Here is an 18028-nt window from a genome sequence, read left to right on the forward strand (position 1 = left end):
CCCGGCGAGGCAGCAGCTGCGCACCATCACCGGCGGCTAGCCGTCGCCTGGGCGAGCGCGGCCAGGCAGGCGGCGCCCAGCGCCGCCGGGTCGGCGCCGATCTGATCCAGCGTCACGGTGTGCAGCGCCGCGTGCGGCGCGGTGGCGGCCCATTCGGCGGCCACCGCCAGCGGGTGGACCGGGTCGTCGGTGGCCGCGGCCACCCCCAGCGGCGCGGCCAGCCGCTGCAGCTCGGTGCCGTGCGGCGCGCGATAGGCGGCCGCTTCCTCCAGCGCGTCGGGCAGCTGCGGCCACTGGCCGGTCCAGGAGCGGGTGAGTTCGTCGGCCAACCAGGGCGGGCTGGAGGCCCGCATCTGGCGCACCGTGGCGGCCAACCCGTCGTGGCGCAGTTGCTGGGCGGTGTGGCGGGCGGCGTGCGCGGCCGGGGCGGTGTCCGGGGCGCCTGTCCAGGCCGGCAGCGCCGCCAGCACCGCCACCGTGCGCTCCGGATGCCGCAGCGCCCAGGCGGTGGCCACCGCGGCCCCGATCGACACCCCGCCGACCGCGATCGGTCCGCGTTCGGCGGCGCGATCCAACGCGGTCAGATACCCCTCGATCAGGTGTCCCGGTTGCGGTGGCGGCGCCACCAGCACCGCCCCGACCTGGCGCAGCGGGCCGCAAAACGCCCGGTAGACGTAGTCGTCGTCGGATCCGGTCCCGGGCAAAAGGACGCTGTTGACACCGCGCAAATCGACGAGCATTCCACGATCGTGCCTGGTGGTCGGCGGCGTCGCGCACCCACCCCGTGGGCCGCGTGGCATAAGCGAACCAACAGGTCTACGGTGGCGTAGGCACACAACGGAGTGGCTTCCATCGGTGGGTTTTCCACCCATGGAAACGCTGAAGTATCAGGAGAGGCCATGGCTACGGCCGAAGGTTATCTGCGACGACTCACGCGGCGGTTGACGGAGGACCCCGAACTGCGCGACGTCGAGCAGCTGTCCGACGAAGCAGTCAACACCGGCGCGCAACGTGCGATTGACTGCCAGCGCGGGCAGGAGGTCACGATGGTGGGCACGCTGCGCAGCGTGGAAGCCAACGGCAAGGGGTGCGCCGGCGGGGTCCGCGCCGAATTGTTCGACGGCACCGACACGGTCACCTTGGTGTGGCTGGGTCAACGCCGGATACCGGGCATCGACTCCGGCCGTACCCTGCGGGTACGCGGCCGGATGGGCAAGCTTGAGAATGGCAGCAAGGCGATTTACAACCCGCACTACGAAATTCAGCAGTGAACGATCCCAGTGACCGGCCCGGCCAGCGTCGAGGCCGCTAGCACGTCGTGACCGATAACCGCACCGGAACCGAGCGCCTGCTGGCGCAGCTGGGCGGCGTGAGTGGCCTGATCTACTCCTCGCTGCCCGTCCTGGTCTTCGTGCCCATCTCCAGCACATTGGGCTTGCGCCCCGCGATCGCGGCCGCCCTGACGGTGGCCGCCCTGATCCTGGTGTGGCGGCTGATCCGCCGTGAATCCACCCAACCGGCCGTCTCCGGCTTCTTCGGGGTGGCGATCTGCGCGCTGATCGCCTACCTGCTGGGGGAGTCCAAGGGCTACTTCCTGCTCGGCATCTGGACGTCGCTGCTGTGGGCGGCGGCCTTCGCGGCATCGGTGCTGATCCGCCGCCCGGCGGTCGGCTACCTGTGGAGCTGGGCCAGCGGCCAGGACCGCGGCTGGCGCGATGTCCGTCGCGCCGTGTACATCTTCGACCTCGCCACCGTGGCCTGGGTGGTGGTGTTCGCGTCCCGGTTCGTGGTGCAGCGCGTGCTCTATGACGCCGGCCACACCGGCTGGCTGGCGGTGGCCCGGATCGCGATGGGCTGGCCGCTGACCGCGGTGGCGGCGGTCGCGACCTACCTCGCGGTCAAGGCGGTGCGGCGGATCCTGCTGGAAACGCCCGGCGCGGCGGACACCGCGGCCGAGCCGGCCCGGGAGTGAGCCGGCGTTAGGGGAGATGCAGCCAGCGGTCGTCCTCGAACTCGTCGGGAATGTCGTCGGTCCACGGGTCGATGCCTTTCCAGCTGGCTGAACCAGCGGCCGCGCTCGGAGGCCGGCAGCTTGGTTCCGCACCAGGGGCAGTACGCGATGGCCAGGCTCGAGGCGCCGCCGTCGTGGATGAGCAGACCGTATTCGGTGAAACCGCGGGGAAAAGCACACCACCGCGTCGGCGCAGATCCCGGCGTGTATGTCGCAGCGCCAGTCCAGCTGGCGTCGCAGCGTGTCGCAGCAATGCCCGGTCACCGGCAAACTATCGCACCGATTGGGGCGATCTTGTCCTGTGCGGGCACCGAGCCTGTGTGTACGGCATCGAGCCTGCGGTGAGGGCATCGAGACTGCGTGTACGGCATCGAGACTGCACTGGTGGCATCGAGACTGCGTGTACGGCATCGAGACTGCGGTGAGACCGTGATTTTCGCCGCGAACACGTCCTGAGCGCAGGCTCGGCGCCGCCAGCGCAGGCTCGGTGCCCTCACCGCAGTCTCGGTGCCACCAGTTCAGTGTCGACGCCGCCACCGCAGTCTCGGTGCCGCCACCGCAGGCTCGGTGCCACCAGTTCAGTCTCGGTGCCCTCACCGCAGTCTCGGTGCCACCAGTTCAGTCTCGACGCCGCCAGCGCAGGCTCGACGCCCCAGACACGCCCTTAGTGCGCGGGCAGCAGCAGGTCGCGCAGCTCGGCTTCCACCTCGGTGACCGCGACAAACAGCAACTCGTCGCCGCCCTCCAGCGGCTCGTCGGCCTGCGGCACGATGACCCGCTGTCCGCGCAGGATGGTGACCAGCGAGGCGTCCCGCGGCAGCTGCAGCTTGCGCAGCGGTTTGCCGCCCCACGGGGTGTCGTCGGGCAGCGTGATCTCCAGCAGGTTGGCCTGGCCCTTGCGGAACTCCATCAGCCGCACCAGGTCCCCGACCGCGACGGCCTCCTCGACCAGTGAGGCCAGCATCCGCGGGGTGGACACCGCGACGTCCACCCCCCACGCCTCGGTGAACAGCCACTCGTTGCGGGGATCGTTGACGCGGGCCACCACCCGCGGCACCGCGAATTCGGTCTTGGCCAGCAGGGACAGCACGACGTTGGCCTTGTCGTCGCCGCTGGCGGCGATCACAACGTCGAAATCTTCCAGGTGCATCGACTCCAGCAGGGTCAATTCGCAGGCGTCGCCCAGATGCCACTGCGCCTCGGTGATGGCGTCCACGTCGACGTGGTCGGGGTTGCGTTCGATCAGGCTCACCTGATGGCCGCTTTCGATCAGCTCGCGCGCGATGGAGCGACCGACCGCGCCGGCCCCCGCGATAGCGACCCTCATTTGCGCCACCCCCCAAACCCGGCCGCGCCGGTCCCCGCGTCAGCGCGCCTCATTCGCCCACGTCCTCACTGGGCGGCAGCGCGGCGATGGCTATCGCCTCGGCGGCCCGGCCGGCGACCGCGGCGACATACACCTGGTCGCTGGCCTGGATGACGGATTTGGGCTCCGGCAAGACCCCGGTGCCGAATCGGATCAAAAACGCCACCCGCGCTCCGGTGGCCGCCTCGAGATCGGTGACCCGGTGTCCGACCCACTCCTCGTGCAGCAGCACCTCCACCACGGCGACGGTGCCGGTGGGGTCGCGCCATTTGGTGGTCTCGGTCTCGCGGGTCAGCGCATTGAGCAGCCGGTCGGTGGTCCACGGCACGGTCGCCACGGTCGGGATGCCCAGCCGCTCGTAGACGGCGGCGCGTTTGGCGTCGTAGATGCGGGCCACCACGCGCTCCACCCCGAAGGTTTCGCGGGCCAGCCGAGCCGAGATGATGTTGGAGTTATCCCCGGACGACACCGCGGCGAACGCGCCGGCATCCTCGATCCCGGCCCGCAGCAGCACGTCCCGGTCGAAGCCCATGCCCTGCACCCGGTCGCCGCTGAATTCCGGGCTGAGCCGGTTAAATGCCGTGCTGTCGCGGTCGATGATCGCGACGTCGTGGCCGATCCGCGACAGGCCGTCGGCCAGCGAAGCGCCCACCCGGCCGCACCCCATCACAACTACCCGCACCTGACGTCCTTTCGGCTGCATCCTGGTCGGCGAACATGTCGGTATCTCCGAACGCTACCGCCACCGGCTGGTGGGCTTACTCTTGGCTCTCGTGTCCAAACTTTCCACCGCCGCGCGTCGGCTGGTTTTAGGCCGGCCGTTTCGCAGTGACCGGCTGCACCACACGCTGCTGCCCAAGCGCATCGCCCTGCCGGTGTTCGCCTCGGACGCGCTGTCGTCGGTGGCCTACGGCCCGGAAGAGGTCTTCCTGGTGCTGTCGGTGGCCGGCATCGCCGCCTACCGGATGACGCCGTGGGTGGGTCTGGCGGTCGCGGTCGTGTTGATCACGGTGGTGGCCAGCTATCGGCAGAACGTGCACGCCTACCCGTCCGGCGGCGGGGACTACGAGGTGGTGACCACCAACCTGGGCCACACCGCCGGCCTGACCGTGGCCAGCGCGCTGATGGTGGACTACGTGTTGACCGTGGCGGTGTCGATCTCCTCCGGGATCGCCAACATCGGCTCGGCGGTGCCCTACATCGCCGAGCACAAGGTCGTGTTCGCCGTCGGCACCGTGATCGTGATCGCCGCGGCCAACCTGCGCGGGATCCGCGAGTCGGGCACCGCATTTGCCGTTCCGACCTACGCGTTCATGATCTGCATGTACCTCATGCTGGGCTGGGGCTTCTTTCAGATCTACGTGCTGGGGCACCCGTTGCACGCCGACTCGGCGGCCTTCAAGATCCATTCCGCGCACGGCGAGGTGCTCGGCTTCGCGCTGGTGTTCCTGGTGGCCCGGTCGTTCTCCTCGGGATGCGCGGCGCTGACCGGGGTGGAGGCGATCAGCAACGGGGTGCCGGCGTTTCGCAAACCGAAATCGAAAAACGCGGCCACGACGTTGTTGATGCTCGGCGTGATCGCGGTGACGCTGCTGCTGGGCATCATCATGCTGGCCCAAAAGACCGGGGTGAAAATCGCCAACCGGCCCGCGGAGCAGCTGATCGGCGCGCCGGCGGACTATCAACAGAAAACGGTGCTCGCGCAGCTCGCGGACACGGTGTTTCGGGGTTTTCCACCAGGGCTATGGATCATCGCCGGGGTCACCGCGCTGATCCTGGCGCTGGCCGCCAACACCGCGTTCAACGGGTTCCCGGTGCTCGGATCGATTTTGGCCCAGGATTCCTACCTGCCGCGCCAACTGCACACCCGCGGCGACCGGCTGGCGTTCTCCAACGGGATTCTGTTTTTGGCGGCGGTGGCGATCGCGTTCATCGTGGCCTTCGGCGCCGAGGTCACCGCGCTTATCCAGCTCTACATCGTCGGCGTGTTCGTGTCGTTCACGATGAGCCAGATCGGCATGGTCCGACACTGGAACCGGTTGCTGCGCACCGAGACCAACCCGGCCGCCCGCCGCACCATGATGCGCTCCCGGGTGGTCAACACCATCGGGTTCGTCATGACCGGCACGGTGCTGATCGTCGTGGTGATCACCAAGTTCGTGGCCGGGGCGTGGATCGCCATCGTGGCCATGTCCACGTTGTTCGTGCTGATGAAGTTGATCCGCAAGCATTACCAGGCGGTGAGCCGGGAGCTCGACGACCAGGCCGTCGACGAGGAAGACCAGGCCGTGCTTCCCAGCCGCAACCATGCCCTGGTGCTGGTGTCCAAGCTGCACCTGCCGACCCAGCGGGCGCTGGCCTACGCGCGCGCCACCCGCCCCGACGTCTTAGAAGCCGTCACCGTCAGCGTCGACGACGCCGAAACCCGTGCGCTGGTGCGGAAGTGGGAAGACAGCGATATCGCGGTCCCGCTCAAGGTGATCGCCTCGCCGTACCGGGAGATCACCCGGCCGGTGCTCGACTACGTCAAACGGATCAGCAAGGAGTCACCGCGCACCGTGGTGACGGTGTTCATCCCCGAATACGTGGTGGGGCATTGGTGGGAGCACGTGCTGCACAACCAAAGCGCGCTGCGGCTCAAGGGCCGGCTGCTGTTCATGCCCGGGGTGATGGTGACTTCGGTTCCCTGGCAGCTCAATTCGTCGGAACGCCGCAAGATGCTGGAGCCACACGTGGCGCCCGGCGACACCCGGCGGGGATTTTTGAACGGAACGAAGTGACGCCCGGTGAGCTGACCCTGACCGTCGGCCCGCCGGCCAACGGCGGCAGTTGCGTGGCCCGCCACGACGGGCGGGTGGTGTTCGTCCGCTACGCCCTGCCCGGGGAGCGGGTCCGGGCGCGGATCACCGCGCAGCGCGAATCCTATTGGCACGCCGAGGCGGTCGAGGTGCTCGAACCGTCGGCCGACCGGATCGCGTCGGCGTGCCCGATCGCCGGCCGCGACGGCGCGGGCTGCTGCGATCTGGCGTTCGTCGAGCCGGCCGCGGCACGCGCGCTGAAAGCCGAGGTGGTGTCGGGGCAGCTGGCTCGACTCGGCGGCCACCAGTGGCACGGCGAGACGGAGCCGGTGGGAACCGTGGGCACCACCGGGTGGCGGACCCGGGTGCGTCTGGCGGTGGGCGCCGACGGGCACGCCGGGTTTCACCGCTACCACAGCGACGAGCTGGTCACCGACCTGCGTTGTGGGCAGCTTCCGGACGGGATGCTCGACGGCCTGCCGCACGGATTTTCGCCCGGCGACCAGGTGCACGTCGTGGTCGACGACAACAACATTCGGCACGTGGTCACCACCGCGCGGCACCGCCGTCCCGAGGTCGTCGAGGGGGACTATCACGCCACCCAGCGGGTGGGTGGGCGCCGCTGGCAGCTGCCGGTGACCGCGTTCTGGCAGGCCCACCGGGAGGGCGCCCGGGTGTACAGCGACCTGGTGGCCGACTGGGCGCAACCGGGCACCGGCGCGACCGCCTGGGACCTCTACGGCGGCGCCGGGGTGTTCGCCGCGGTGCTGGGGCAGGCGGTGGGGGAGTCGGGCCGGGTGGTGACGGTGGACACCTCACGGGCCGCGGCCGGGGCGGCGCGGGCCGCGCTGGCCGACCTGCCGCAGGTGCGGGTGGTCACCGATTCGGTGCGCCGGGCGCTGGCCGCGCAGCGCAGCGCCGCCGAGGTGGCGGTGCTGGACCCGCCGCGGGCCGGGGCCGGGCGCGAGGTGATCGACCTGCTGGCCGGCGCCGCGGTGTCACGGGTGGTGCACATCGGTTGTGAGGCAGCGTCCTTCGCCCGCGATATCGGGCTGTACCGGCAGCACGGGTACACCGTCGAGCAGCTCCGGGTGTTCGACGCGTTCCCGCTCACCCACCACGTGGAGTGTGTGGCGCTGCTGATCCGTTAGCGCGCTGCCGCCAGCGGTCCAGCACCGCTGGAATCTCGGCGAGCAAAAACGTGTAGAAGTCGCGCATCTGGGTGAGTCGCTGGCGGGCCAGGCTGTCGGCACCGGTGGCGGCGATGCCGGCCTCGGCGGCGTCCTGCATGGCAGCGAGGGTGACGTTCTGATTGGTGAACAGCACCGCCCAGGCGTCGTCGCGGAGCCGGTAGTGATCGCGCCGGCTGGCCGGCACCGGAACCCGTTCGGCCAGGCCGACCGAGGTGAGCATCTTCAGCGCCCCGGAGATCGCGCCGGCGCTGGCCTGCAGTTGATCGGCCAGCTCCCCCATGGTCAGGGTGGGTTGTTCGGTGAACAGCAGCGTGGCCAGCACGCGCGCGGTCATGCGCTGCAGCCCAAGGTTGGTGAGCGACAGCGCGAGCTGCTCGGCCATCTCGACATTGGCTTCCGGCGCCACCCGAACACCCCTCTCCATTGTCTTCAATAATTTCTGAAGCTTCAGTATAGTCGGCAGCATGCTGGTTGAGAGGGAGATCGCCGACCCCGAGGTGATCCGGGTGCGCGGGCTGACGTACACCTATCCGAAAGCGCCGCGGCCCGCGATCCGGCGGATGGACTTCTCGGTCCACCGCGGCGAGATCTTCGGCTTCCTCGGCCCCAGCGGTGCCGGCAAGTCGACCACCCAGAAACTGCTGATCGGCCTGCTGCGCGGCCACGGCGGCCAGGCCGCGGTGTGGGGCAAAGACCCGCGGGAGTGGGGGCCGGACTACTACCAGCGCATCGGCGTCTCGTTCGAGCTGCCCAACCACTATCAGAAGCTCACCGGGCTGGAGAACCTGCGGTTTTTTGCCGCGCTGTACGACGGTCCCACCGCGGACCCGATGGCGCTGCTGGACGCCGTCGGGCTGGCCGAGCACGCCCACACTCGGGTGGGCGCCTACTCCAAGGGCATGCAGATGCGGCTGACGTTCGCCCGCGCGCTGATCCACGATCCGGAGTTGCTGTTCCTCGACGAACCCACCTCCGGTCTGGACCCGGTCAACGCCCGCACCGTCAAGCAGATGGTGCTGGATCTGAAGGCCCGCGGCCGCACCATCTTTCTCACCACCCACGACATGGGGACCGCCGACGCGTTGTGTGACCGGGTGGCGTTCGTCGTCGACGGGGCCATCGTCGCGCTCGACACGCCCAGCGAGCTGAAGATCGCCCGCAGCCAGCGGCTGGTGCGGGTGGCCTACCGCGGCGACCGGGGCCGGCTGGCCACCGCGGACTTCCCGATGGAAACCCTCGCCGACGACCCGGCCTTTCATGCGGTGCTGCGCGATCACCAGGTGGAAACCATCCACAGCCGGGAGGCCAGCCTCGACGACGTCTTCGTCGAGGTGACCGGGCGGCGGCTGGCGTGACCCGGCTGGTCAATGCGCTGCGCCTGGAGCTGATGCTGCAGGTGCGGCAAAAGTTCCTGCACGCCGCCGTCTTCTCCGGGCTGATCTGGCTGGCGGTGCTGGTGCCGATGCCCGCCGGGTTGCGCCCGGTCGCCGAACCCTATGTGCTGCTGGGCGATACGGCGATCATCGGGTTTTTCTTCATCGCGGGCACCGTGTTCTTCGAAAAGCAGGAGCGCACCCTGTCGGCGGTCATCGCCACCCCGCTGCGGTTCGGCGAGTACCTGGCCGCCAAACTGGCGCTGCTGGCGGCGATCTCGCTAGCGGTGGCGGTGGTGGTGGCGACGGTCGACGGTGTCGGCTACCGCCCGGTGCCGTTGGTGAGTGGGGCGCTGCTGGCGACCCTGGTGATGCTGCTGGTCGGGTTCGTCACCTCGTTGCCGTTCGCCTCGATCAGCGACTGGTTTTTGGCGGCCACCATCCCGCTGGCCGTGATGACGTTGCCGATCCTGCACTACTCCGGCGTGTGGCCGACTCCGCTGCTCTACCTCATCCCGACCCAGGGCCCGTTGCTGTTGTTCGGCACCGCGTTCCACCAGGTGAGCTTGGCGCCCTGGCAGGTGGCCTACGCGGTGGGCTATCCGGTGCTGTGCATTGCCGGGTTGTGCCGGGCGGCCAAGACGCTGTTCGGCCGCTACGTCATCGAACGGGGGTCGTGATGGCTGGCGCGCGGGCGCTGGCGGCGTTCGGCCGCAACGATCTTCGCGGCACCTACCGTGACCCGCTGCTCGTCATGATCGTGCTCGCCCCGGTCATCTGGACCACTGGTGTCGCCGTGTTGACCCCGCGGTTCACCGCACTGCTGGCCGAGCGCTACCACTTCGACCTGGTGCCCTACTACCCGCTGGTCCTCACCGCCTTCCTGCTGCTGACGTCGATCATCATCGTCGGCGGCCTGGCCGCGTTCCTGGTCCTCGACGAGGTCGACGCCGGCACCCTGGCCGCGCTGCGGGTGACCCCGGTGCCGCTGGGGGTGTTCTTCGGCTACCGTGCCGGCACCGTCATCGTGGTCACCACCGGCTACGTGATCGCGACCATGTCGTGCAGCGGACTCCTCGCACCCGGGCTGGTGCCCGCGCTGATCCCGATCGGGGTGCTGGCCGGGCTGTCCGCGGTGGTGACCCTGCTGCTGATTGTGGCCATGGCCCACAACAAGATTCAAGGCCTGGCCGCGCTGCGCGCGCTGGGCATGCTCATCGCCGGGCTGCCCTGCCTGCCCTGGTTCATCGGATCCGGCTGGAATCTGGCGTTCGGTGTGTTGCCGCCGTACTGGCCCGCGAAAGCGTTCTGGGTGGCCAGCGACCACGGCACTTGGTGGCCGTATCTGGTCGGTGGCGTCGTCTACAACGCGGCGCTGGCCGTGCCGCTGTTTGGCCGTTTCCGGCGCTATCGCAGCTGAGCGCGGACCCTTAGGTCCAGTCCCACACCGACATGTCGCCCGCCGGGTACCCCGCGCACGCCTCGGTGGATTTGGCCACCACACCCTTGTTGTTGAAGAAGAGCTTGGCGTGGTTGGGCCACTGGGTGGTCAGCGGGTCGGGCGGGTAGTGCGTGGCCATCTCCTCCGAGTACGCCCGGCGGTCGGCCGGGGACAGCGAGAAGAACCAGTGCATCTTGTCGATGGTCGCCTGCTGGACGTCCGGCGACTTGTTGTGCATGTCGATCATGTACCGCTCGTAGTACACCGGGGAGGTGTCCCGGGTGGCGGCCAGGATCTGCTCGGCGTCGCAGGTCGTCGCGATAATCCGGCGGGGGATCGGGTAGTCGTCGGTCGAGTCGGCGGCGGCGGTTCCCGGGAACGCCACGGCCGCGATGCCGAGCGAAGCCAAGACGGCGCCAGCGCGCAGGGTGAGATGCCGCATCATGTTAGACACCTTAACTTATTTCCGGTTTCGCCGCGAGACCCATCCGTGACCTAGCCCAGCACGAAGTAGCGCAGCCACAGGTAGAGCCCCGCGAGTGCGACGGAGACCACAGTAACCACCGCACCCTTGCGGGTGAACTCCCAAAACGAGATGGGATTGTCTGCGCGGCGGGCGATTCCGAGCATGACGACGTTGGCGCTGGCGCCGACCGCGGTCAGGTTGCCGCCGAAGTCCGCGCCCAGGGCCAGCGCCCACCACAACGCGTCCTGGTGGACGTGGCCGGGCAGGGCGGCGCTGAGTTCGGCGACGATCGGGGTCATGGTCGCGACGTAGGGGATGTTGTCGATGACCCCGGACACCGGGGCGGACACCCCGAGGATCCCCAGGGTGGCCAGCAGTGCGTTACCGCCGGTCACCTGGGTGGCTGCGTGCGCCAGGTCACTGACCACGCCGGTTTTCACCAGGGCGCCGACCATGATGAAGAGTCCGGCGAAAAACAGCAGCGTCTCCCATTCGACGCTCGCCAGATAGTCGGAGCGTTCCAGCCCCGAGATCACCACCAGTACACCGGCGCCCAGCAGCGCCACCACCGACGGCTCGGTGTGCAGCGGGGCGTGGGCGATGAAGGCGGCGAACACCAACGCCAGCACCACCCCGCACTTGATCAGCAGTCTGCGGTCGCGGATCGCTTCACCCTCGTGCAGCGCCATCACGTCGGCGACCCGGGCGGCGTCCACCGTGAACGAACCCGGAAACAGCCGGGGCAAAAGCGCCACGAACACGGCGATGACGATCACCACGATCGGGGCCAGATGCAGCAGGAACGCGTTGAACGTCAACCCGGCGCGGCTGGCGATGATGATGTTGGGCGGATCCCCGACCAGGGTGGCGGCGCCGCCGATATTGGAGGCGAACACCTCGGCCATCAGAAACGGGGCGGCGTTGATCGCCAACCGGTCGCAGACCAGCAGGGTGACCGGGGCGATCAGCAGCACCGTGGTGACGTTGTCCAGCAGCGCCGACGCGAACGCCGTGACCAGCACCAGCAGGATCATCACCCGCAGCGGCGAGCCGCCCGCGCGTTTGGCCGCCCAGATCGCGATGTACTCGAACACCCCGGTCTGGCGCAGCACGCTGACGATGACCATCATGCCCAGCAGCAAGAAGATGACATCCCAGTCGATGCCGGTGTCGCGGGAGTAGAAGATGTCGTCGGCGCCGATCACCGGCAGGCAGACGATCACCGCCGCGCCCGCCAGCGCCACCAGGGTCTTGTTGATCCGGTCGCTGGCGATCAGCGCGTAGGCGACCGCGAACACGGTGATCGCGATGACGGTCACGGGCCGGGGCTCACGATGCACTCCTGGTCATGGGACATCTCACGCCGACCAGACTTCCCGGCACACCGGTCCAAACGGTATCAGCAGCCCGCGTGGCTCAGTGCTTGAGCGCGGCGGCCAGCAGCCGCGACGCGGTGATCACCCCGTGCAGGGAACCGTCCTTGACCACCGCGATCAGCGGGCTGCGCAACCGGGCCATGGTGGCGGCCACCTCGATGATGGTGTCGTCGGCGTGGGCCGGCGGCACGTTGCGCAGATGCTCGGGCAGCACCTCGCGCACCGTCTTGCCGCCCAGCTTCTCGGCGGCCCGGTCGGCCATGGACTCGTCGAGCACCCCGGCCAGCGAGGGATCGTCCTGCACGTAGCCGGGCACGATGAACCGGACCACCTGGGAGGCCGGCAGCACCGCGTAGGGCTTGCCGGCGGCGTCGGTGACCACGATCCCGGGCAGCCGGTGCTCGGCCAGCAGCCGGGCCGCGTCCAGCGCGTCGGAGTCGATGCTGATCACCGGGAAGTCCTCGGCGATCTCCTCGGCGTGCATAACTCCGACGATACGTCGGCGCCGGGCCGGTGGTGCGGACCAGATTCGGCGAGCAGCGGTGGTGTCGTGCGTAGACTGGCCTGATGCTTGAACAGATCCGTGGGCCGGCCGATCTGCAACACCTTTCGCAGGCCCAACTCACCGATCTGGCTGCCGAGATCCGCGAGTTTTTGATCCACAAAGTCGCCGCCACCGGCGGGCATCTGGGCCCCAACCTCGGGGTGGTGGAGCTGACGCTGGCGCTGCACCGGGTGTTCGACTCGCCGCACGACCCGATCATCTTCGACACCGGCCATCAGGCCTACGTGCACAAGATGTTGACCGGCCGCTGCCCCGACTTCGAGACGCTGCGCAAAAAGGGCGGCCTGTCGGGGTATCCGTCCCGCGCCGAAAGCGAACACGACTGGGTGGAATCCAGCCACGCCAGCGCGGCCCTGTCCTACGCAGACGGGCTGGCCAAGGCGTTCGAGCTGAGCGGGCACCGCAACCGGCACGTGGTGGCCGTCGTCGGTGACGGCGCGCTGACCGGCGGCATGTGCTGGGAGGCGTTGAACAACATCGCCGCCGCGCACCGGCCGGTGGTGATCGTCGTCAACGACAACGGGCGCAGCTACGCCCCGACCATCGGCGGATTCGCCGAGCACCTGGCGGCGCTGCGGCTGCAGCCCGGCTATGAGCGGCTGCTGGACGAGACCCGCCGACTGATCCGCGGGATCCCGATCGTCGGCGATTTGGCCTACCACGCGGTGCACAGCGTCAAGGTCGGCATCAAGGACGCGCTGAGCCCGCAGCTGCTGTTCACCGATCTGGGGCTCAAGTACGTCGGGCCGGTCGACGGGCACGACGAGCACGCGGTGGAAGCGGCGCTGCAGCGCGCCCGCGGGTACGGCGGCCCGGTGATCGTGCACGTGGTGACCCGCAAGGGCATGGGCTACCCGCCGGCCGAAAACGACGACGCCGAGCAGATGCACTCCTGCGGGGTGATCGACCCGCTGACCGGATCGGCGATCGCCGTGCCCGGGCCGGGCTGGACGGCTACCTTCTCCGAGGCGCTGATCGAATACGGCGCCAAACGCCGCGACGTGGTGGCGATCACCGCCGCCATGCCGGGCCCCACCGGCCTAACCCCGTTCGGGCAGCGGTTCCCGGACCGGCTGTTCGACGTCGGCATCGCCGAGCAGCACGCGCTGACGTCGGCGGCCGGGCTGGCGATGGGCGGCATGCACCCGGTGGTGGCGATCTACTCGACCTTCCTCAACCGGGCGTTCGACCAGATCATGATGGACGTGGCGCTGCACCGTCTGCCGGTGACGGTGGTGCTGGACCGCTCCGGGGTCACCGGCAACGACGGCGCCAGCCACAACGGCATGTGGGACCTGTCCATGCTGGGCATCGTGCCCGGGATGCGGGTGGCCGCGCCGCGGGACGCCACCCGGCTGCGCGAAGAACTCGGCGAGGCGCTCGACATCAATGATGGGCCCACCGCGCTGCGGTTCCCCAAGGGCGACGTCGGCGCCGACATTCCGGCGGTGCAGCGCCGCGCGGGCGTCGACGTGCTGGCGGAGCCCGCCGACGGGCTGGGCGCCGAGGTGCTGCTGGTGGCGGTCGGCGCGTTCGCGGCGATGGCGTTGGCGGTCGCGCAGCGGCTGCGCAACCAGGGCATCGGGGTGACCGTGATCGACCCGCGCTGGGTGCTGCCGGTGCCCGCGGCGCTGCGCGAGCTCGCGGCCGAGCACAAGCTTGTCGTCACCGTGGAGGACCACGGGGTGGCCGGCGGGGTGGGGTCGGCGGTGTCGGCGGCGCTGCGGGCCGCCGAGATCGACGTGCCGTGCCGCGATGTCGGCTTACCGCAACGGTTCTACGAGCACGCCTCCCGCGGTGAGGTGCTCGCCGAGGTGGGGCTGACCGAACAGGACGTGGCCCGTCAGATCACCGGCTGGGTGGCCGCGCTGTCCGGCGGGGTGGAGTCCGGCTCCGAGATCAGCGAACACCTGGACTGAGGGTGCCGGGGTCGCGTCGAGATCTACGTTTCCGGGCCCGCGTCTCGCATTTTGTCCCGAAAACGTCGATCTCGGCGGGTGACTAGGGCGCCGGCGTCAGCGCGGCGGCTAGGACCGGGACGACGAGTTCGCGCTGCCAGGCCCGGGCGCCGGCGTCGCGAAGGAACTCATCGATGGCCTGCCCGTCGCCGCCGGTCCAGTCCCAGCACAGCCGTCGCACCAGGTCGGGGGCGATCAGGTTCTCGGTGGGCACCGACACCTGCTCGGACAGCGCCGTCAACCCGGTGCGGGCCGCGTCCAGCCGGGCGGCGGCCTCCGGTTTGCGTTTGCTCCACCGCGCCGCCGGCGGGGGCCCGTTGCTTGGTTCGGCGGTGTCCGGCGGTTCGGGGTTGTCCCGGGCGGCCTGCAGCGCCGCGAACCAGGTGTCCGCGCCGCGCCGCTGCTTGCGGCCGCCGAACACCGGCAGCTTGACCAGGTCGTCGAGGGTTTTCGGGTCGGCGAGCGCGGCCTCGACGATGGCCGCGTCCGGCAGGATCCGCCCGGGCGCGATATCGCGGCGCTGCGCGATCTGGTCGCGCACCGTCCACAACTCGCGCACCGCGGCCAGGCCGCGCTGACTGCGCACCTTGTGGATGCCCGACGTGCGCCGCCACCGGTCCCGCCGGGTGGGCGGGGCGACGAAGGTCCGCAGATGCTCGAACTCCTGCGCGGCCCACTCCGTTTTGCCCTGCTCGGCCAACACCGCGGCGATCGCCTCGCGCAGCTCGGCGAGCACCTCCACGTCCAGGGCCGCATAGTTCAGCCACGCCGCCGGCAACGGCCGCTTGGACCAGTCGGCCGCGCCGTGCCCCTTGGCCAGGCCCAGCCCGAGCAGCCGCTGCACCATGGTCGCCAGGTTGACCCGGTCAAAGCCGGCCAGCCGGCCGGCCAGTTCGGTGTCGTACAGCGCCGGTGGCCGCATCCCGACCTCGGCCAGGCAGGGCAGGTCCTGGTCGGCGGCGTGCAGGATCCATTCGCCCTCGGTGAGCACCCGCGCGACCGGCGCCAGCGCGGTCACCGGGTCGGCGCCGTGGCTGACCGGGTCGATGAGCACGGTGCCGGCGCCGGCGCGCCGGATCTGGATCAGATACGCCCGGTTGGAGTAGCGAAAACCCGACGCCCGCTCGGCGTCCACCGCGAACGGTCCGCGGCCGCCGGCCAGCAGCTCGGCGGCCGCGGCGATCTCACCGACGGTGACCGACAGCTCCGGGACACCATCGGCCGGATGCGGCAGGGGTGTGGGTTCGGGTTCGGTGCGGTCGAGGTGCTCGCGGGTGGCTTCGCAGATGTCGGAACACATATCAGACGCGGGACCGCGAACTCAAGTCGGTCACCCCGACCGGAGGCAGGCCCGCGGCATGTTCGAGTACCTCGCAGAACGCCTGGACGTGGGTGTCCAGGTCGCCGGCGGTCGCCGTCCAGGATGCGCGCAGCTCCAGCTGGTGGCCGCGCGGCGGCCCGGCGATGTCGCCGTAGCGCACCGAGGTGGTGGCGGTGACGGTGCCGCCCAGCGCGGTGACGTGCTCGGTGCGGGATTCCAGCGCCTCGACCAGCCAACTCCAGGCCACCTCGGGCAACAGCGGATCCAGCGCCTCGTGCGAGTCCAGGTCGGCCTGAATGTAGGCGACCAGCCGCATGGTGCCGTCCCAGGCCTCCGAGCCGTCCGGGTCGTACAGCAAAATCAGCCGACCGAACGCGTCGCCCTCGGAGTACTCCGGGACCCCCCCGGCCTCGGTGGCCTCGGGGTGTTTGACCTCGGCGCCCAGCGCATAGCTATACGGTGCCAGACGCTGCGGCGGCCGGATCGGGCCCAACTCGATCTCCGAGCGCACCACCGCAGCGGTCATCGCCGCGACCGCCTCGCGAAATGGGGCCGGTTCGGCTGGGGTCATTGAGCGCCGCTCCTCCTCATCGCTGCGCACTTCTCGTCGCGGCGCTTGGCATCGTCGCGGCGCAGGTCACACCATCCCACGCTAGACCCCTGCACCGACCCGCCGCGACAGGCGCGCCGAATCCGCGTCGTGGCAGCATTGACCGTGATGAGTACCCGCCGTGAGCTGCCCGAGTCGCCGTATCTGACCACCATCGCCGGCCGCAAACCGCACCGGATGCCGGTCTGGTTCATGCGGCAGGCCGGCCGCTCGCTGCCCGAGTATCGGGCGCTGCGCGCCCAGCACAGCATGCTGGCGGCCTGCTTCGACGCCGAGCTGGTCGCCGAGATCACCCTGCAGCCGGTGCGCCGCCACGACGTGGACGCCGCGATCCTGTTCTCCGACATTGTGGTGCCGCTGCGCGGCGCCGGGGTCGAGCTGGACATCGTGCCCGACGTGGGGCCGGTGATCGCCCACCCGGTGCGCACCGCCGCCGACGTCGCCGCGCTCAAACCGCTCGACCCGCAGGCCGTGCAGCCGGTGGCGGAGGCGGTGTCGCAGCTGGTGGCCGCGCTCGGCGCGGTGCCGCTGATCGGGTTCGCCGGGGCGCCGTTCACGCTGGCCTCCTACCTGGTCGAAGGCGGCCCCAGCCGCACCCACGCCCGCACCAAGGCGATGATGCTGGCCGAGCCGGACAGCTGGCACGCGTTGATGGAGAAGCTGACCGACCTGACCATCGCGTTCCTGCGGGTCCAGCTGGACGCCGGGGTGGACGCCATCCAGGTCTTCGACTCGTGGGCGGGCACGTTGTCGCTGGCCGACTACCGGGCCCACGTGCTGCCGCACAGCTCCCGGGTGTTCGCCGCGCTGGCCGACGCCGACGTGCCGATGACCCATTTCGGGGTCGGCACCGCCGAGCTGCTGGGGGCGATGTCGCAGGCCGTGCGGCCGGCGCGGGCGGGGATGGTCGGGGTCGACTGGCGGACGTCGCTGGCCGACGCCGCGGCCCGGGTCGCCCCCGGCACCGCGCTGCAGGGCAACCTCGATCCGGCGGTGCTGCTGGCCGGCTGGCCGGTGGTGGCCCGCGCGGCCCGCGCGGTGGTCGACGACGGGCGCCGTGCGGTGGCGGCCGGCGCGGCCGGTCACGTCTTCAACCTGGGGCACGGGGTGCTGCCGGAGACCGACCCCGGCATCCTCACCGACCTGGTGGGACTGGTGCACTCGCTGTGACCACCCGGGTCCCGTCTGGCGGCGCCGCGGGCCGAGACGGTCCGCGGCTAAGCCGGGCCGGCCGGCCGCAGTACTGCGTGGTCGGCGGCGGGATCTCCGGGTTGACCGCCGCCTACCGGCTGCGCACGGCCCTGGGCGGTGACGCGGTCATCACCCTGTTCGATCCGACCGACCGGCTCGGCGGGGTGTTGCGCACCGAACGGCTGGGCGGGGTGCCGATGGATATCGGCGCCGAGGCGTTCGTGGTGCGCCGCCCCGAGGTGCCGGCGCTGCTGTCCGAGCTGGGCCTGGCCGGCCGGCAAGTCGGCACCACCGGGCTGCGGCCGCTGATCTACAGTCAGCGCCGACTGCATCCGCTGCCGCCGGACACGGTCAACGGG

At 70.2% G+C, this 18028-nt stretch carries 20 protein-coding genes; 10 read left to right on the forward strand and 10 right to left on the reverse strand.

Going from position 1 to position 18028, the window contains the following annotated elements; translation table 11 throughout:
- Positions 1-26: 26 nt before the first annotated feature.
- Entirely contained in the window at positions 27-740 is a 714-nt protein-coding gene (locus BKN37_RS17980; RefSeq protein WP_071028316.1) for a thioesterase domain-containing protein, read from the reverse strand.
- Positions 741-899: 159 nt separating this feature from the next.
- Between BKN37_RS17980 and BKN37_RS17985 the strand changes: the two genes are divergently transcribed.
- Positions 900-1271, forward strand: a complete 372-nt coding sequence (locus BKN37_RS17985) for an OB-fold nucleic acid binding domain-containing protein (protein WP_071028318.1) — start codon at positions 900-902, stop codon at positions 1269-1271.
- A gap of 47 nt (positions 1272-1318) precedes the next feature.
- A complete protein-coding gene (locus BKN37_RS17990) occupies positions 1319-1972 on the forward strand; it encodes a DUF3159 domain-containing protein (RefSeq protein ID WP_071028319.1) in 654 nt (217 codons plus the stop codon).
- Here BKN37_RS17990 and BKN37_RS30425 read toward each other — a convergent pair.
- The 3 genes from BKN37_RS30425 to BKN37_RS18000 form a co-directional block, all read right to left on the reverse strand.
- A complete protein-coding gene (locus tag BKN37_RS30425; protein ID WP_423212808.1) occupies positions 1888-2265 on the reverse strand; it encodes a DUF6980 family protein in 378 nt (125 codons plus the stop codon). The genes BKN37_RS17990 and BKN37_RS30425 overlap by 85 nt on opposite strands.
- Before the next feature lie 410 nt (positions 2266-2675).
- Positions 2676-3347 carry a potassium channel family protein gene (locus tag BKN37_RS17995; RefSeq protein ID WP_278184959.1) on the reverse strand — a complete coding sequence of 224 codons (672 nt, stop codon included), beginning with the start codon at positions 3345-3347 and terminating at the stop codon, positions 2676-2678.
- A gap of 40 nt (positions 3348-3387) precedes the next feature.
- Positions 3388-4059, reverse strand: a complete 672-nt coding sequence (locus BKN37_RS18000; RefSeq protein WP_165618357.1) for a potassium channel family protein — start codon at positions 4057-4059, stop codon at positions 3388-3390.
- A gap of 91 nt (positions 4060-4150) precedes the next feature.
- On the opposite strand from BKN37_RS18000, the gene BKN37_RS18005 reads away from it, so the two are divergent.
- Both BKN37_RS18005 and BKN37_RS18010 read left to right on the forward strand, forming a co-directional pair.
- The gene (locus tag BKN37_RS18005; RefSeq protein ID WP_071028325.1) at positions 4151-6157 is read left to right on the forward strand and encodes an APC family permease; all 2007 of its coding nucleotides are present in this window, start codon (positions 4151-4153) and stop codon (positions 6155-6157) included.
- A complete protein-coding gene (locus BKN37_RS18010; protein WP_071028326.1) occupies positions 6154-7326 on the forward strand; it encodes a class I SAM-dependent RNA methyltransferase in 1173 nt (390 codons plus the stop codon). The genes BKN37_RS18005 and BKN37_RS18010 overlap by 4 nt, the downstream gene beginning before the upstream one ends.
- On the opposite strand, the gene BKN37_RS18015 is transcribed toward BKN37_RS18010, so the two are convergent.
- A complete protein-coding gene (locus BKN37_RS18015; RefSeq protein ID WP_083341878.1) occupies positions 7286-7792 on the reverse strand; it encodes a GbsR/MarR family transcriptional regulator in 507 nt (168 codons plus the stop codon). The two genes, BKN37_RS18010 and BKN37_RS18015, sit on opposite strands and share 41 nt — an antisense overlap.
- Positions 7793-7832: 40 nt before the next feature.
- On the opposite strand from BKN37_RS18015, the gene BKN37_RS18020 reads away from it, so the two are divergent.
- From BKN37_RS18020 to BKN37_RS18030, 3 genes are read left to right on the forward strand one after another with little or no spacing between them, the layout of a single operon-like run.
- Positions 7833-8723, forward strand: a complete 891-nt coding sequence (locus tag BKN37_RS18020; protein ID WP_071028330.1) for an ABC transporter ATP-binding protein — start codon at positions 7833-7835, stop codon at positions 8721-8723.
- Entirely contained in the window at positions 8720-9421 is a 702-nt protein-coding gene (locus BKN37_RS18025) for a fluoroquinolone export ABC transporter permease subunit (protein WP_071028331.1), read from the forward strand. Before BKN37_RS18020 ends, BKN37_RS18025 begins: the two co-directional genes overlap by 4 nt.
- Complete coding sequence (locus BKN37_RS18030) at positions 9421-10161, forward strand: fluoroquinolone transporter permease (RefSeq protein ID WP_071028333.1); 741 nt, start codon at positions 9421-9423, stop codon at positions 10159-10161. The genes BKN37_RS18025 and BKN37_RS18030 overlap by 1 nt, the downstream gene beginning before the upstream one ends.
- A gap of 10 nt (positions 10162-10171) precedes the next feature.
- Here the strand turns inward: BKN37_RS18030 and BKN37_RS18035 are convergent, their stop codons facing one another.
- From BKN37_RS18035 to BKN37_RS18045, 3 genes are all read right to left on the reverse strand, one after another.
- Positions 10172-10627 carry a DUF5078 domain-containing protein gene (locus tag BKN37_RS18035; RefSeq protein WP_423212807.1) on the reverse strand — a complete coding sequence of 152 codons (456 nt, stop codon included), beginning with the start codon at positions 10625-10627 and terminating at the stop codon, positions 10172-10174.
- Between the two features lie 50 nt (positions 10628-10677).
- A complete protein-coding gene (locus tag BKN37_RS18040) occupies positions 10678-11967 on the reverse strand; it encodes an ArsB/NhaD family transporter (RefSeq protein WP_071028335.1) in 1290 nt (429 codons plus the stop codon).
- Between the two features lie 97 nt (positions 11968-12064).
- Positions 12065-12508: a CBS domain-containing protein gene (locus BKN37_RS18045; protein WP_071028337.1), complete on the reverse strand. Its 444-nt coding sequence runs from the start codon at positions 12506-12508 to the stop codon at positions 12065-12067.
- 83 nt (positions 12509-12591) lie between these two features.
- On the opposite strand from BKN37_RS18045, the gene dxs reads away from it, so the two are divergent.
- Entirely contained in the window at positions 12592-14508 is a 1917-nt protein-coding gene (dxs, locus tag BKN37_RS18050) for a 1-deoxy-D-xylulose-5-phosphate synthase (RefSeq protein ID WP_071028339.1), read from the forward strand.
- Between the two features lie 82 nt (positions 14509-14590).
- On the opposite strand, the gene BKN37_RS18055 is transcribed toward dxs, so the two are convergent.
- Positions 14591-15847: an HRDC domain-containing protein gene (locus tag BKN37_RS18055; protein ID WP_071028341.1), complete on the reverse strand. Its 1257-nt coding sequence runs from the start codon at positions 15845-15847 to the stop codon at positions 14591-14593.
- Position 15848: 1 nt separating this feature from the next.
- On the reverse strand, positions 15849-16439 hold the full coding sequence (locus BKN37_RS18060; protein ID WP_071028343.1) for a DUF3000 domain-containing protein: 591 nt from the start codon (positions 16437-16439) through the stop codon (positions 15849-15851).
- 147 nt (positions 16440-16586) lie between these two features.
- Between BKN37_RS18060 and hemE the strand changes: the two genes are divergently transcribed.
- Both hemE and BKN37_RS18070 read left to right on the forward strand, forming a co-directional pair.
- Positions 16587-17648, forward strand: a complete 1062-nt coding sequence (gene hemE / locus BKN37_RS18065; protein ID WP_071028345.1) for a uroporphyrinogen decarboxylase — start codon at positions 16587-16589, stop codon at positions 17646-17648.
- A gap of 77 nt (positions 17649-17725) precedes the next feature.
- The coding region (locus BKN37_RS18070; RefSeq protein ID WP_242657287.1) for an NAD(P)-binding protein at positions 17726-18028 on the forward strand (303 nt) is incomplete at its 3' end.

Source organism: Mycobacterium talmoniae, from assembly GCF_001854525.1.
Lineage (GTDB): Bacteria > Actinomycetota > Actinomycetes > Mycobacteriales > Mycobacteriaceae > Mycobacterium > Mycobacterium talmoniae.

Coding starts and splice junctions, on each gene's coding strand:
- BKN37_RS18060 (WP_071028343.1), bottom strand. CDS start 16,439: ATGACCCCAGCCGAACCGGCCCCATTTCGCGAGGCGGTCGCGGCGATG.
- BKN37_RS18020 (WP_071028330.1), top strand. CDS start 7,833: ATGCTGGTTGAGAGGGAGATCGCCGACCCCGAGGTGATCCGGGTGCGC.
- BKN37_RS18055 (WP_071028341.1), bottom strand. CDS start 15,847: ATGTGTTCCGACATCTGCGAAGCCACCCGCGAGCACCTCGACCGCACC.
- BKN37_RS18035 (WP_423212807.1), bottom strand. CDS start 10,627: ATGATGCGGCATCTCACCCTGCGCGCTGGCGCCGTCTTGGCTTCGCTC.
- BKN37_RS17985 (WP_071028318.1), top strand. CDS start 900: ATGGCTACGGCCGAAGGTTATCTGCGACGACTCACGCGGCGGTTGACG.
- BKN37_RS18045 (WP_071028337.1), bottom strand. CDS start 12,508: ATGCACGCCGAGGAGATCGCCGAGGACTTCCCGGTGATCAGCATCGAC.
- BKN37_RS18030 (WP_071028333.1), top strand. CDS start 9,421: ATGGCTGGCGCGCGGGCGCTGGCGGCGTTCGGCCGCAACGATCTTCGC.
- BKN37_RS17980 (WP_071028316.1), bottom strand. CDS start 740: ATGCTCGTCGATTTGCGCGGTGTCAACAGCGTCCTTTTGCCCGGGACC.
- dxs (WP_071028339.1), top strand. CDS start 12,592: ATGCTTGAACAGATCCGTGGGCCGGCCGATCTGCAACACCTTTCGCAG.
- hemE (WP_071028345.1), top strand. CDS start 16,587: ATGAGTACCCGCCGTGAGCTGCCCGAGTCGCCGTATCTGACCACCATC.
- BKN37_RS18015 (WP_083341878.1), bottom strand. CDS start 7,792: ATGGAGAGGGGTGTTCGGGTGGCGCCGGAAGCCAATGTCGAGATGGCC.